General features: G+C 50.5%; 7 protein-coding genes. 5 read left to right on the top strand and 2 right to left on the bottom strand.

Annotated elements, in window-relative coordinates; genetic code table 11:
- Window positions 1-18: 18 nt before the first annotated feature.
- Window positions 19-2691 carry a sodium-translocating pyrophosphatase gene (locus NT073_RS25150; RefSeq protein ID WP_297379171.1) on the bottom strand — a complete coding sequence of 891 codons (2673 nt, stop codon included), beginning with the start codon at window positions 2689-2691 and terminating at the stop codon, window positions 19-21.
- A gap of 233 nt (window positions 2692-2924) precedes the next feature.
- On the opposite strand from NT073_RS25150, the gene NT073_RS25155 reads away from it, so the two are divergent.
- The 4 genes from NT073_RS25155 to NT073_RS25170 all read left to right on the top strand — a co-directional run bounded on the left by NT073_RS25155 (window position 2925) and on the right by NT073_RS25170 (window position 13741).
- Complete coding sequence (locus NT073_RS25155) at window positions 2925-5942, top strand: amidohydrolase family protein (protein ID WP_297379173.1); 3018 nt, start codon at window positions 2925-2927, stop codon at window positions 5940-5942.
- A gap of 379 nt (window positions 5943-6321) precedes the next feature.
- Window positions 6322-9606, top strand: a complete 3285-nt coding sequence (locus tag NT073_RS25160; protein ID WP_297379175.1) for a SusC/RagA family TonB-linked outer membrane protein — start codon at window positions 6322-6324, stop codon at window positions 9604-9606.
- Window positions 9607-9653: 47 nt separating this feature from the next.
- A complete protein-coding gene (locus NT073_RS25165) occupies window positions 9654-11084 on the top strand; it encodes a SusD/RagB family nutrient-binding outer membrane lipoprotein (RefSeq protein ID WP_297379177.1) in 1431 nt (476 codons plus the stop codon).
- 98 nt (window positions 11085-11182) lie between these two features.
- The gene (locus NT073_RS25170) at window positions 11183-13741 is read left to right on the top strand and encodes a PIG-L family deacetylase (protein WP_297379179.1); all 2559 of its coding nucleotides are present in this window, start codon (window positions 11183-11185) and stop codon (window positions 13739-13741) included.
- 233 nt (window positions 13742-13974) lie between these two features.
- On the opposite strand, the gene nudK is transcribed toward NT073_RS25170, so the two are convergent.
- Window positions 13975-14565, bottom strand: a complete 591-nt coding sequence (nudK, locus tag NT073_RS25175) for a GDP-mannose pyrophosphatase NudK (protein WP_297379181.1) — start codon at window positions 14563-14565, stop codon at window positions 13975-13977.
- A gap of 54 nt (window positions 14566-14619) precedes the next feature.
- Between nudK and NT073_RS25180 the strand changes: the two genes are divergently transcribed.
- Complete coding sequence (locus NT073_RS25180; protein ID WP_297379183.1) at window positions 14620-15372, top strand: DeoR/GlpR family DNA-binding transcription regulator; 753 nt, start codon at window positions 14620-14622, stop codon at window positions 15370-15372.
- The last annotated feature ends 1 nt before the right edge of the window (window position 15373 follow it).

Below are 15373 nucleotides of genomic sequence, written 5' to 3' on the forward strand. Positions count from 1 at the left end.
GTTGGTAATATGGTTAAATTACTTCTTGGTAACCCGCATTGAAATCCGGCGATTCTGCGCCCGGCCTTCTTCGGTATCGTTCGATGCTACAGGGTGCTCCTGCCCATAGCCTTCAGCTTCCAGACGGCTTTTGTCGATGCCCAGCTTTTCGAGTTCAGCCTCTACTGACGTAGCCCGTTCGCCCGACAGTTTCAGATTAGCATTGGCGTTACCGGTATTATCCGTATAACCGCCCACTTTAATGTTCACATTCGGATACGCTTTTAAAATCTGGGCTACATTACCTAACTGCACCTGAGACTCTGGCTTTAGAGTGGCTTTACCGGTTTCAAACGTTAGTCGGTCAAAATCGAACCAGGTCTCTTTGTCAACCGCCTTATCGGAGTTGATGAACTCAATGAGCTGCTCTTCAATTTTACCAACGCCCGACAAATTCAGATCGACACCGGTTTTTTCGTTTTTGAACTTCAGCACATTTTCCGTTACCGTTATATTCTCGGCGGCCGTTGATTTCTCCAGGTCAACACCATGCATTCCACCCTGTGCCGTGATACCTTCCCGATTACCTTCGCTCGCTGAGGTCGATTTAACCGCGATGTACGGCGCAATGACAAGCGATACGATCGACATCAGTTTGATCAGAATATTCATGGATGGTCCGGATGTATCTTTAAACGGATCGCCAACAGTATCGCCCGTAACTGACGCCTTGTGTGGCTCCGATTTTTTGTAAAACATCTCACCATTGATCAGTACGCCTTTTTCGAAGGATTTCTTGGCATTATCCCAGGCACCACCGGCGTTATTCATAAAAATGCCCATCAGTACGCCCGATACCGTCACACCGGCCAGCACACCACCGAGTACCTCGGGGCCAAAAATAAAGCCCACAATAACGGGAACTGTCAGAGCAATCGCGCCCGGCAAGATCATCTCACGAATCGACGCCTGTGTTGAAATAGCTACGCACTTTTCATATTCGGGCTTGCCCGTTCCTTCCATAATGCCCGGAATTTCGCGGAACTGACGACGTACTTCCTCAACCATCGCCATAGCCGCACGGCCCACAGCCGCAATAGCAAGTGACGAGAAGATGTATGGAATCATACCGCCCACAAATAAGCCGGCCAGTACATCGGCCTTGTAGATATCAATAGCCGAGATGCCCGACAAACCCACAAAAGCTGCAAACAGAGCCAGGGCCGTCAAAGCAGCCGAGGCAATGGCAAACCCTTTACCACTCGCGGCTGTCGTGTTCCCAACGGCATCCAGAATGTCGGTACGACCACGAACCTCTTCGGGCAAATAACTCATTTCGGCAATACCACCGGCATTATCGGCAATAGGTCCGAAGGCGTCGATGGCAAGCTGCATAGCGGTAGTCGCCATCATACCGGCGGCCGAAATAGCCACCCCATATAAACCGGCAAAGTGATATGACGTATAAATACCGGCAGCCAGCACTAGAATTGGCAACACCGTCGATTCCATACCGACCGACAGACCGCCAATAATGTTGGTAGCCGCTCCCGTTGCCGACTGACGAATGATCGACAGAACCGGACGACGGCCCATAGCTGTATAGTATTCCGTAATAATGCTCATCAGCGCACCTACTACCAAACCCGTTACAATGGCATAAAATACATCCATACGTGTAAATTCAACACCCCGGATTTCCATTGTGCCGGTCGGCAGCATAGCATTAACAAGGAAGTACGATGCCACCAGCGTAATACCGATTGACGCCCAGTTACCTAGGTTCAGGGCAGCCTGTACATTACCGTTATCATCTTTCACGCGAACCAGATAGGTCGCAATAATGGAGAAAATCAGACCCAGACCAGCAATTACCATCGGCAGTACAATGGGCGCATGACCCATAATCGGATCATTTTGAATGACGATCTCACGACCCAGTACCATCGTGGCCAGAATGGTAGCCACATACGAGCCAAATAAGTCAGCACCCATACCAGCAACGTCACCTACGTTATCGCCTACGTTATCGGCAATGGTTGCCGGGTTGCGCGGGTCATCTTCCGGAATACCGGCTTCTACTTTACCCACAAGGTCAGCACCAACGTCGGCAGCTTTAGTATAGATACCACCGCCCACCCGCGCAAACAGGGCAATCGATTCGGCACCTAGCGAGAAGCCCGCCAATACTTCGAGGGCTTTCTCCATGGGTAGACCGTTAACGTCGCCCGATGGCTCAACATATAATTTATAGAGAACAATGAACAGACTACCCAGACCCAGCACGGCAATACCGGCAACACCGATTCCCATCACAGAACCACCCGTAAATGATACCTCAAGGGCCTTGGTCAGACTTGTGCGTGCGGCATGAGCAGTACGAACGTTTGCCTTCGTAGCTATATTCATACCAATGTACCCGGCCAGCGCCGACAGGAACGCGCCGAGAATAAAAGAAAACCCAATAAGTGGGCTGGAATTTGGCACCAGGCTACCCATATAAGCCAGCAAAAGCGCTACAATGATGCCGAAATAAGTAAGAACACGCCACTCTGCTTTAAGAAAGGCAATCGCTCCATCAGCAATGTAGCCTGCAATTTCCTGCATCCTAGCGTCACCGGCTTCCTGCTTCGAAACCCACATAAATTTGGTAAACATCACCAGCAGGCCTATAATGCCAAGGATGGGGACCAGATAAACACTGTAATTCATAGAAATAGGTAGAAGTTTAAGAGTTGATTGCCCGCAAAGATAGAATTTGCCTCTGCATTACGGCCAAACTCAGGGCAAAATCATTGACTTTTTTTGAGGTTTTTTTCGGTTATTCAAGGAGTTTACCGGTTACACGGATGCAAATCGGGCTAACATTTGGAAGTAGCGGACAGGCTGCGTAGGTTCATAGAAAAACAGGCTAGCCTAATAAATCCTATTGAATTTACTATATTATGCAGAATATCCGTTTGCCATTGTACGTATTATTAAATATACAATTCTGCCTTATATCCATTTACCCAAACGCAGCCCACTCGGGCATTGCTGATTCCCTCCGAGTAGTGGTTAAAGAGGGAACCAATATGGCCGCCGACCTCTCACCCGATAAACGACAGATTACCATCGACTTACAGGGAACCATATGGATTTTACCTGCAACAGGTGGCATTGCTAAACCATTGACCGATCACCTTGGCGACTGCCGACAGCCCAGTTGGTCGCCGGATGGACAACGGATTGCCTTCCATTCTTTCTGGGACGGGAGGTACCATATATGGGCGATTTCGGCTAAGGGCGGCAAACCTCAGCAGCTTACAACCGGACTCTATGATGATCGCGAACCGCACTGGTCACCGGATGGGAATCACCTGATTTTTGCCTCCGACAGAAGTGGCAATTACGATATCTGGCAGCTAAATCTGGCCGATGCAACACTAACCCAGCTGACCAACGGCTCCGGTAATGAGTTTAACCCGGCTTACGCGCCGGATGGCAAACAGATCGCTTATATTTCGGATCGGACGGATGCGCCCGGCGTTTACATCCTGCCATTAGGCGGTACCGAAAAGCTGGTTGCTCCCACACTGAGTAAACTGGCCGGTGTAGCCTGGCAACCCGATGGGTCGAAGTTGTTTTACAATTTGCTGAATAACACCCAAAGCGGATTAACAACGGTGTCTGTTACCGACGGTAAAACACAGATGCTAACGAAAGCCACAGAAGATGTTTTCCCATTTCGGACCAGTTGGTTTTCGGCCGATACTTATTTATACACGGCCGATGGGCTCTTAAAACGGTGTCGGTTGGGTAGTACGACGGCTCAGATCATCCCGTTTCAGGTGGTCATTGCGTTGCCCCGGAACACTTACAAACGAAAAACCTATGACTTCGACAGCCGGAAACCTAAGCAGGTGAAAGGTATTAAAGGGCCGGCTATCTCGCCTGATGGCAAACAAATTGCGTTTGCCGCCCTGGGCGACCTATGGCTCTTGACTAAAGGCAGCAAAACCCCTGAACGTCTTACCCAAGGGCAGTCGATGGAAGTCGAACCCGGCTGGTCACCGGATGGTACAAAGCTGACCTATGTATCTGACCGAAACGGGAACATGGACGTCTGGATTCGTGACTTAAAAACCGGACAAGACCGGCTTCTGGTAAACATGTCCGACGACCTCCATTACCCAACCTGGTCACCAGATGGCAGTAAGATCGCCTTTTACCAAAGCGACCCACGAAATGCATGGGGCCGCAGCACACTGTACGTAGCCGATGTCACATATACAGCCGACGTGACCGCTCCTAAAACCAGAAAGCTGCACGAATCCTTATTCGTTCCAAGCCAGGCAAGCTGGTCGGCAGATGGAAAGACGCTTGCTGTCTCGGCCCTTCACCCCTACTCGTCGCGCTACCGCGAGGGGGTGAGTGAGGTGCTGCTCCTCTCCTTCGACGGAAAAAACGACCGCTATGTGTCGCCCGCACTCAACCATAGTCTGGCCACCAGGGGGCAGAATGGACCTGTCTGGTCGCCGGACGGCACCAAAATGGCGTATGTGCTTGATGGCCTGCTGTGGATTACGGATGTTAAACCGGATGGCACCCCGGTTGGAACACCCCGCCAGTTAACCACCGAGCAGGCCGAAACCCCTACCTGGACAAGCGATTCGAAAAGCTTACTATTTCTGGCAACAGACACCTTTAAACAGGTTTATCTGGAAGATGGCCACATTGAAACTCACCCCATGGACCTATTCTGGACAATCACTCAGCCTACCGGAACGGTTGTTGTCCATGCCGGGCGCTTATTCGATGGGACGGCCAACACCTACCGTACCAACGTTGACATAATAATTGACGGGCACCGAATCAAGGCGATTCTCCCGCACCAGGCTGGTCGTTCGGGTAAATTAATCGATGCCTCAACAAAAACGGTTATTCCAGGCTTGTTTGAGATGCACACCCATCAGCACTCAATGGTAGGTGAAAAAATCGGTCGGTTGTGGTTGTCCTTCGGCATCACTTCCATTCGCGAACCCGGCGCCGATCCCTACGATGCCCTCGAGCGCAAAGAATCCTGGGCCAGTGGTGTACGACCCGGTCCCCGGCAATTCTTTACCGGCGGCTTAACCGATGGCAACCGGATTTATTATGGTGCCGCTACCAGCATCAACTCCGACGAGCAGCTTGACCGTGAACTCAACCGAGCCGTACAATTGGACTATGACCTAATCAAAACCTACGTTCGGATGCCCGATGATAAACAGCAGCGAATTACGGCCTTTGCCCACGCCCACGGATTACCGGTATCATCTCATGAGATTTTTCCGGCTATGCGCTACGATGTCGATGCCGTAGAACACATTGGAGGAACGAGTCGGCGGGGGTATTCGCCCAAGATTACGGCCATGAACCACAGCTACCAGGATGTAATTCAGTTACTGGCCAAATCGGGCATGAATATAACCCCTACAGCTTCCCTGCAAGGGGGGTTCTCGGTGCTTACTACCAATGACCCAAGCCTACTAGAAAACCGGCAGTATAAGACATTCTATTCAGAAGAATATACGAATGCCCTGCAGGCCGGTTCAGCGCAGTACGCCAAGCTGAGTCCGGGTTACCTAAGCAACTTCGGCAATCTCCAAAAAGGTGTAAAAGCCCTTATTGACGCCGGCGCCCATGTCACAACCGGCACCGACAGTCCTTTTGTCCCCTACGGCATGAGCCTGCACACAGAGCTTCAATCGTTTGTGAGTGCGGGGCTTACCCCCTATCAGGCCTTGCGCTCGGCTACATTATGGGCGGCCGAAACCGTGGGCGTCAGTAAAGATCTTGGATCGGTTGAACCGGGCAAGCTAGCCGATCTAATTATTGTTGACGGCGATCCACTCACCCATATAAAGGACGCACTCAATGTAAAGCAGGTTATTCGAAACGGCGAAGTCATACCCATTGACCAGCTACTCGCCCGCCCCTAAGGTTGGCAACGTCGTAAAGTAAGTTCTCCTAAAGCGCTCTCCAGCCTACTGCCGGAGAGCGCTTTTTTTCTAAAGTAGTGCCTGAGTAGTTTTGACATAGAGCAGCGCCACCGTCAATGATTTTTCAGTTAACAAATCTGTACAGATTTCTCTGCTGAATACATGCTATATCGCTCAAATACAGTGTGTCCATTATAAATATCAAAAAAGTAGAATATTTGGATTAAAATGGAATTAAAATATAATTTATCTTTATTTTAATTGTATACATAAAATATAGTATCAATTTTAATTAAAAATTAAAAATTATATTCTGTATGTTCATAGCCAGATAGGATTCTGTAAGTTTTCTGTACTACTTTCTAACTTCAACTAAGCTATGATAAGATTATTACTCATGAGTCTGCTCCTGGTAGTCTCAAGTTTTTCGAATGGATGGGCGCAAGGCCGGAAGGTCAGCGGCACGGTCACTGCCGACGAAGGGATAGGCGGATTTGCCGGTGCTACTATTGTTGTGAAAGGCACATCTATAGGAACTGTAACGGACGCAAAAGGCGAGTACACCTTGACTGTGCCGCAGACTGGTGCAATTCTTGTTTTCTCTGCCGTAGGTATGCAAAGTGTTGAAGAAGCAATTGGCGGGCGCAGTCAGATTAACGCTCAATTGAAAACTGACACAAAACAGCTCAATGAAGTCATCATCACTGCGCTAGGGGTAAAAGAAGAACGTGATAAGTTTGCGTCATCCGTTTCGACAGTTGGCGGTAAAAACATAGCTCAGTCTGGCGAAACGGGTCTGCTATCCGGCTTAAGCGGTAAGGCATCGGGCGTTGTTATCACCAAGAGTGGCGGTGACCCGGGCGCTGGAGCCTATATTCAAATTCGGGGCCAGAATACCATCAACGGTAATGCCCAGCCACTTTTTATTGTCGATGGCATACCCGTCAGTAACTCAAACTTCAATGATGGCTCGGCCGCTGGCAACGCTATCGTTCAGCAATCCCGGATCAACGACATCAACCCCGAAGATGTTGAAAGCATGGAAGTGCTGAAAGGGGCGTCGGCAGCCGCTCTGTGGGGTACCCGTGCCGCCAACGGGGTTATTGTCATCACGACCAAAAAAGGAAAGGACTCGAAGGGTAAAGTCAATATTTCGTTCAAATCGACGGTTTCGTTTGACAAAGTCAATAAAATGCCGCCCCTTCAGACTACCTACGGGCAAGGGAGTGGCGGCTTTTTCAGACAGGGCAACAAGTATAGCTACGGCGACCTGATTGCCGAGCGGTCGGGAGGACAGGACACCTACATCACCGACCCCAACGCAGCAGGCTATCAGGGCTTTGTTACGTTCGCGGACGGAACAAAGCGGTACGCCATTGCCTCTGGTAATGCAACAAACCCGCATGGTGGCAAAAACTCGAAAGATACGTTTGACCACACAAGCGATGTTTTCCAGACAGGTCATTACACAGACAATGCCGTTAACATCAGCGGAGGCAATGCCCGGTCTAACATTGCCATTAGTTACTCGAACTTAAGTCAGGATGGGATTATCAAAGCATTCAGCAACTACCAGCGCAACACGGCCCGGTTTAATGCCAGCAACCAGTTTACGGAGTGGTTCCGGGCATCGGCTTCAGCTTCGTATACAAAAGTCTCGTCATCCCGGGTTCAGCAGGGCGATAACCTCGACGGTATTCTGCTCGGTGGTACCCGTACTCCTTCCGATTTTAACAACCAATACTATACCGGCACCTATACGGATGAGTCGGGGCAGGTATTTAATGATGCACACGTCTCGTACCGGAATCCGCTCGGTATTGATCAGAACACCATTTACTCCAACCCGGTCTGGAATATCAACAACAACAAAAATACCAGTGATGTTGACCGGATTACGGGTAATGTCGAACTGAACATTACGCCACAATCCTGGCTCTCCATTACGGGCCGTACCGGGATTGATAATTACACGGATACCCGTCTGGAACGATTTGCCCGGAATTCCGCGTCATTTCTTACGGGTCTTTTGTCGAAAAACTGGATAACGGAGAAGCAATTCAACACCGATGTATTCGCCAATGCCAACAAGACATTCAGCAATAATTTCAGCGGGTCTGTGCTGGTTGGCGTGAACTATAACAGCCGTCGACTGGCTACCTTATCAGACCAGATCACCAGTTTGATCGTACCAACAGCTCCCGATATTCTGACCAATGCGCTAAACTCAAACCTATCGGCCAACAACTACAACCAGCTCATTCGGACATACGCCTATTACGGCCAGGCTGAAGTACAGGCCTACAATATGCTGTTCCTCACCCTGACCGGACGGAGCGAAAGTGCTTCGACATTCGGCGCTAAAACGAACAGCAGCTTCTTTTTCCCATCGGCGGCTCTGGCCTGGCAGTTCAGTAAGTTGAAAGGTCTGGAAAACAGCTCAATTCTGAGCTTCGGTAAACTTCGGCTTACCTGGGGACAGGTGGGTATTCAACCTCAACCGTATCAGAACTTTACCACCTTTACGCCAGCCACTTTCGGCGACAGTTACGCAAACGGTCTTTCCTCAGCCAGTTCGTTATATGGTGGTGGTTATGTGCGCAGTACAACAGCAGGCAACGACTTCCTAAGACCGGAGCGTAAGACTGAAAGCGAAGTCGGGGTAGACCTGCGCTTCCTGAACAACCGGTTCACCTTTTCTGCCACCTACTACGACAACCAAACGAACGACGTAATTCTGTCGCTGCCTGTGCCGTACGAAACTGGCTATACGGTCCGTAACATCAATGCGGCCCAGTTGTCGAACAAAGGCATAGAACTCGATGCCAGTGCTGATGTGGTGCAGAAAGGAAACGTTAAGTGGAACCTGTCGGCTAATTTCTCGGAGAACCGCAACAAAGTATTATCGCTGGCAGGCGCTACCGCTTACACACTCCCCAACAGTTACGCCGGGCAGTCGCTGATTGCCGGTCAGCCTTTCGGGGTGTTCTATGGTACTGACTTTTTGAAGGATGAGTCGGGCAAGTACATCCTGGATGCGAACGGTTTCCCACAGGGCGGCACCAGCAACGAAATTGTTGGCAACCCAAACCCCAAGTGGCGGGGTGGCCTGGGGAGTACTTTCTCCTACAAAAATCTATCACTGTATGTGTTGTTCGATAAAGTATACGGCAATGATTTTTACAACGGTACGCGGGGTGCGCTTTACCTGATCGGTACACATGGCGATGTGGGCAATACGGCCGTAGCCCCAGCCGGTGGCATCAAAGATTATAACGGCAAGACGATTGCTGCCGGCACGAAGTTTCAGGGCAACATTACCGACTTCGGTGCTGGGCCAGTAGCCCTCACCCAGGCCTGGTATCAGGGACCCGGCACGTCGTTCAGCTCGGCTTCGACCAAGCAATTTGTAGAAGATGGCGGTTCGACCCGTTTGCGCGAAGTAACGCTCACCTATAACCTGCGAAGTCCTGGTTTCCGTCGGGTCACGCACCTGTCGTCCGTTGATTTTTCGCTGACTGGGCGGAACGTTCTACTATGGACCAACTACCGGGGAACCGATCCCGAAGTCAGCATTACCGGTCCGAGTTTGTCACGTGGGCAGGACTGGTTCACCAACCCGAACACCAAATCGCTCTTTTTTTCGATTAAGATCAACTACTAAGCGGTTGCGAAAACGAAGTCAGTTAGAGCCATTAAACCGATATTTCTATGAAATTCATATTTTCTCATAAAATCGCCATTGCGCTGTTAAGCTTAATGCTGCTCAGCAGTTGCCAGGATTTATTCAATGAATCCAATATTAAAAGTAACCCCAATGCCGTAACAGACGTCGATGTGGCCACCCTGCTGTCGGGAACCCTCCTGGGAACGGCCATGCTGCACGAAGATACCGACGTTCGTATATCGGCTATCTGGGCAGGGCAACTAAATGGCTTGTCGCGGCAACACCAGACCTTTGCCAGTTACATTGTTTCGGCCGGTACGTTTAGCTGGAGCCCCCTTTACCCGGTAGCGAGCCAGGCTCGGCTGATCCAGACAAAAGCTGATCTGGTAGGCGACAAATGGACCAAGGGCGTAGGGCAGATACTGGAAGCGCTGGTGATTGCCAAAGCAACCGACCTGTACGGTGATGTCCCTTACAGCCAGGCGTTCGATGACGTAAAATACCCTACGCCCGTGTTCGACAAACAGGCTAGTGTGTATGGCGCTCTTCAAACGGTGCTGGATAATGCCATTCAGAATCTTTCTGCGTCGGCTGGGCTGTCTTTTTCCGCTCAGGATTTCATCTATAAAGGAGATGTTAAGAAATGGAAAGCTGCGGCCTACACCCTGAAAGCCCGACTATACCTACACACTGGAGAGTATGCAAAAGCTGTCACCAGTGCCGGTCTGGGAATAAGCAGTTCCGCCGGTGACGCGCTGACCCCGCACGGAACCAGCCAGGGCGTCGATGACAACCAGAACTACGATTTCTTCCGAATAAACCGGGCTGGCGATACGGGTTTCGACGGTGCTTATCTACCCGCGCTGATGCAATCGCGAATCGGTTCGGCGAATACCAAAACAAACGAAACTGCCCTATACAACCACTATTTCAAGATTGGCATCTCTACCACCGGCGCCCTGGATCCGAATACAGCCGATGGCATGTTCACCGAAGATGCCTCCCACCCTATTCTGACCTACTATGAAAACCAGCTTATTATAGCAGAAGCACAAGCCCGGCTGGGTGTAAACGATAAAGCCCTGGAAGCCCTTAATTTGGTTCGTGCAGGCCTGGCAACGGGGTATCTCCATGGTAAAACCATTTCGGCGACGGGTCGGAAATACGATGCCTACACCCAAAGCGATTTTGGTCCTGCCGGTCTGGCTAATCCAGCCAAGCTGGCCACGGTACAAACGGCTTTGCTGTATGAGATTGTGGCCCAGCGTTATATCTTTTTCCTGATGCAGTACGAAGCATTCAACGACGTACGGCGACTGGAAAAAGCAGCACCAATTGTCCAGTTGCCTATTCCACTTTACGCCGGAACGAAAAAACCGCAGCGGTTCATTTATCCACAAAATGAGATAAATACGAACCCCAATGTTCCCAATCCTTTACCTGATCAGTTTCAGAAGCTACAGATTTACCAGTAATTAATTCAATGTTAGGTCAAGTGAGTCAAAAGGCTACCTCAGTTTTAGGTAGCCTTTTCTTATCTTTGGGTTTAATCGCCCAAACTCGCTCCCTGCCTGTGTTACTTAAAAAAATACTCTATGCTCTGCTTATTAGCGGTTTCATTGCCTCTTTTTCTTCCGCTCAGGTTCCTTATGGCCCCATCAAGCCAGCACCACCGGGAGAAATCCTATCGAATCTAAAAAAGCTGAATGTCCTCGGATCGGTACTATACATAGCCGCCCACCCCGACGATGAGAACACCTTGCTGCTGGCTTACCTGGCCAAAGACCGGCTCGTTCGTACGGGCTATCTTTCGCTCACACGGGGCGATGGCGGGCAAAACCTGATTGGCCCCGAGCAGGGTGAGAACATTGGTGTTATCCGGACCCAGGAATTACTCGCGGCCCGACGCGTGGACGGCCCCGATCAGTTCTTCAGTCGGGCGTATGACTTTGGTTTTTCCAAACAAACATCCGAAGCCGTCCGTACCTGGGGACAGGATAAAGTATTGGCCGACGTTGTCTGGATGATTCGTAAATACCAGCCCGACGTGATCATGACTCGCTTCCCACCCGATGCCCGCGCTGGTCACGGACACCACAGCGCGTCTGGCTTTCTAGCTGAAGAAGCGTTCAAAATTTCGAACGATCCAACGAAGTTTCCCGAGCAGCTGGCTTTCGTAAAACCCTGGCAGGCCCGGCGCATTATGTGGAATATGTTTATTCCCGGCGCGTTTCTGAGCAATAAAAAACCGGAAGAAGCCGGAAACCTGATTGGTATCGAAACGGGATTATATAACCCCCTGCTCGGCAAATCGTATGGCGAAATTGCGTCGGAAAGCCGCAGTCAGCATAAGAGCCAAGGATTTGGCGTAGCTGCCAACCGGGGTGCTAAAGTTGATTATCTGCTGTTGAAAGGTGGCGACCCTGTTCAGAAAGACCCAATGGAGGGTGTCGATATGACCTGGAAACGCGTTCCTAACAGTGCCGCTGTTCAATCGCAGGTGAACCAGGTCATTGCCGGTTTCAAACCCGATCAACCGGCCGCTTCGATACCGGCACTCGTTCAGTTGTACGGCGCTATCAGCAAGCTGGACACAACCAATATCTACGTAAAAACCAAACGAGAAGAAGTCGAAACGCTGATTCGGCAGTGCCTTGGCCTCTGGTTTGAAACCAACCCCGCCGATTATGCCGCAACACCCGGCGAAACTATCAAACTGACAACAAACATCGTCAATCGGGCCGATTCGCCCGTTACGCTGTTACGGGTTCAGTACTCGACCGGCAAAGACACGACGCTTAATCTGGCACTGAAACCAAACGATGTCATCCTGTTCCCGACTTCGGTCGTTATCCCAAAAACGGCGAAGATTTCACAACCCTACTGGCTCGAAAAGCCCATCGACAAGGGCTTATTCCAAGTTGATAATCAGCAGCTTATTGGCCTGCCCGAAAACCCAGCGGCTATATCGGCCAGTTATACGTTTGATATCAGCGGGCAGCGGTTTACGTTTACCCGACCAGTTGTTTATAAATCAACGGACCCCGTCGATGGCGAGATTTACCGTCCCTTCATCATTCAGCCCGACGTGATGGCTAACCTGACCGAACGCGTGTTTACCTTCAGTGACAACAGCCCTAAAACCGCTGATATTGTGCTGCGAGCCGGTCGGGCTAATGTGTCGGGTACGCTCAAGATGTCGGTACCCGCAGGCTGGCAGATCGAACCGGCCTCGCAACCGTTCGAACTAAAGAACAAAGGCGATGAACAACGGATTACGTTTCGCCTTACCCCTTCCGACAAGGCGCAAAATGGTAAGCTTCAGGCGGTTATGACCACCAGCGCGGGAACCTTTACCACGGGCCTTCGTTACGTAGCTTATAAGCACATTCCCACCCAAACGCTGTTTCCACCGGCAGAGGCCAAACTGGTTAAACTGGATGTAAAGGTAACAGCCAAAAACATCGGCTACATTGTTGGGGCGGGCGATGAAGTTCCGGCGGCACTCCAGCAAATGGGATGCCGGGTCACGATTCTGGGCCCAACCGAACTGAACAGCAACCTGTCTGGCTACGATGCCATTGTGGTGGGCGTTCGGGCCTATAACACCAACGGCCCGGCCATGACCCGTTACCAGCCTAAATTGATGGACTATGTAAAAAACGGCGGAACGATGATTGTTCAGTACGTAACGCCGGTTAATTCATTTTTCCGGAATGAAGCGCCGTTGCCCCAGTTAGGCCCCTACCCCTTCGCGGTTGTCAACGAGCGCGTTACGGAAGAGGATGCGCCCATGACGTTCATTAACCCGAAGCACCAGCTCCTCAATTACCCTAATAAAATTACCGACGCCGATTTTTCGGGCTGGATCCAGGAGCGAGGAATCTACTTTGCGCGGGATTGGGACAAGGCGTATGAGCCTATTTTCTCCTCCCACGACCAGAATGAAGCTCCTAAAGAAGGCAGCCTGATTTATGCGAAATATGGCAAAGGCCATTTCATGTACACGGGTCTGGTATTCTTCCGTGAGCTTCCCGCTGGTGTTCCGGGTGCTTACCGGCTGTTCGCCAACATGATCTCGGCGGGTAACAATTCGGCAGCTTCCGTATCGGGCTCCCAGCCGAAACGGTAAGATTACTGTTTAAGGCATTTCGTTGACGAAACGCCTGGCGTACCAGGTCTGTAGCGTGATCTGTATGTCGTTGTGTGATTTGTGTGATGTCAGGTCTGAGGACCTGACATCACACAAATCATGCAGCGGAACATAACGGCGTGGTGTCAGTTCTAAGAAACTGACACCACAATTCAACGTCCAACACAACAAACGTTAGGGCAAGTTCACGGCACACCTTTCAGGTAGCAGGGTCACTTTGCGCTCAGTTGCTTCAGTCGCAGATACTGCAAAAGCATGATCGTTTTGCCATCCATGATTTCACCCCGTTCCATCATGGCCATCGCCTGCCGAACCGATAGTTCCAGAATATCAATCTCTTCCTCATCAATACCCCCGCCATACGTTCGTTCGGTATCGGCGGTATATTCAGCGAGGAAGAAAAATAGCTTTTCGGTTACCGATCCCGGACTCATGTACGCTTCCATTACCTTTTCTACCGACTGAATCCGGTAGCCCGTTTCTTCCTCCGTTTCCCGCCGAATGGCATCTTCAGGATCTTCATCATCGAGCAGTCCCGCGCAGGCCTCGATCAGCATACCGGTTGGGTTGCCGTTGACGAAGGTGGGCAACCGAAACTGGCGGGTTAGAATAACCGTATCCGTTTTCGGATTGTGCAACAAAATAGTTGCTCCGTTTCCACGATCATATGCTTCCCGTTGCTGCGTGGTCCACTCCCCATTTTTACCCAAATAATTGAAGGTAAACCGCCTTAGTGTATACCAGTTATCAGATAGTATTTTCTCTTCTGTTATTTCAACCCGTTCCGACTGTTCAGCTAACATTTGTTTGATATTGTTAGATTTTGTTTATTTTTGATCAAATCAACGTAATTACCCATGAATTTCCAAAACCGGAAGCAGCTTATTTTACAAACGGTCGATGAACGTGGCTCCGTCGATGTCCGCGAACTGGCCGATTTACTGCAAACATCGGAGATGACTGTTCGGCGCGATTTGGTCCAATTAGCGGCTTCCGGCCTGTTGTATCGCACGCGGGGTGGTGCTATGAAAGTCAGCATGGCCACCGACTCCTTGCGCTTTGAACATAAAGCCGCCGTCAACGCCGAACGGAAGGATTACATCTGTCAGTTGGCCGCGCAGGAAATCCGGGAGGGTGATGTGATCTTCATGGACTGCGGCAGTACGGTATTTCGGCTGTGCCAGTTTATCCGCAACAAACGAATTACGGTCGTCACAAACTCACTACCCGTTGTGGCGGAGTTAATGTCGTCGAAAGTGACGGTCAATCTGGTGGGGGGCGAAGTAGACAAAGAGCGGCAGGCTGTTCATGGCCTGATTGCCGAAGAACACATTGCTCGCTACCGGGCGAATCGGGCGTTTATGGGCGTTGATGGGATTTCGCTCGAACACGGTCTGAGTGCAAATAGCGAGAAAGAAGCCAGCATTGCGATGGCCATTGCCCGGCAAACGGATAAAGTTTATCTCCTCTGTGATTCGTCGAAATTAGAAACCAACAAATACCTCTATTTTGCGCCCTTAAGCCTGTTCGACGTATTAATTACCGATACTGAAACAAAGCCAGACGTTGTATCGGCTTACCAAAAGGCGGGTGTTACGCTGATTCATTAAC

This window comes from Spirosoma sp. (assembly GCF_026391055.1).
Lineage (GTDB): Bacteria > Bacteroidota > Bacteroidia > Cytophagales > Spirosomataceae > Spirosoma.

Bases quoted from the DNA above. Each gene is read 5' to 3' on its own strand.
- NT073_RS25150 (WP_297379171.1), bottom strand. From the start codon at position 2,691: ATGAATTACAGTGTTTATCTGGTCCCCATCCTTGGCATTATAGGCCTG.
- NT073_RS25155 (WP_297379173.1), top strand. From the start codon at position 2,925: ATGCAGAATATCCGTTTGCCATTGTACGTATTATTAAATATACAATTC.
- NT073_RS25160 (WP_297379175.1), top strand. From the start codon at position 6,322: ATGATAAGATTATTACTCATGAGTCTGCTCCTGGTAGTCTCAAGTTTT.
- NT073_RS25165 (WP_297379177.1), top strand. From the start codon at position 9,654: ATGAAATTCATATTTTCTCATAAAATCGCCATTGCGCTGTTAAGCTTA.
- nudK (WP_297379181.1), bottom strand. From the start codon at position 14,565: ATGTTAGCTGAACAGTCGGAACGGGTTGAAATAACAGAAGAGAAAATA.
- NT073_RS25180 (WP_297379183.1), top strand. From the start codon at position 14,620: ATGAATTTCCAAAACCGGAAGCAGCTTATTTTACAAACGGTCGATGAA.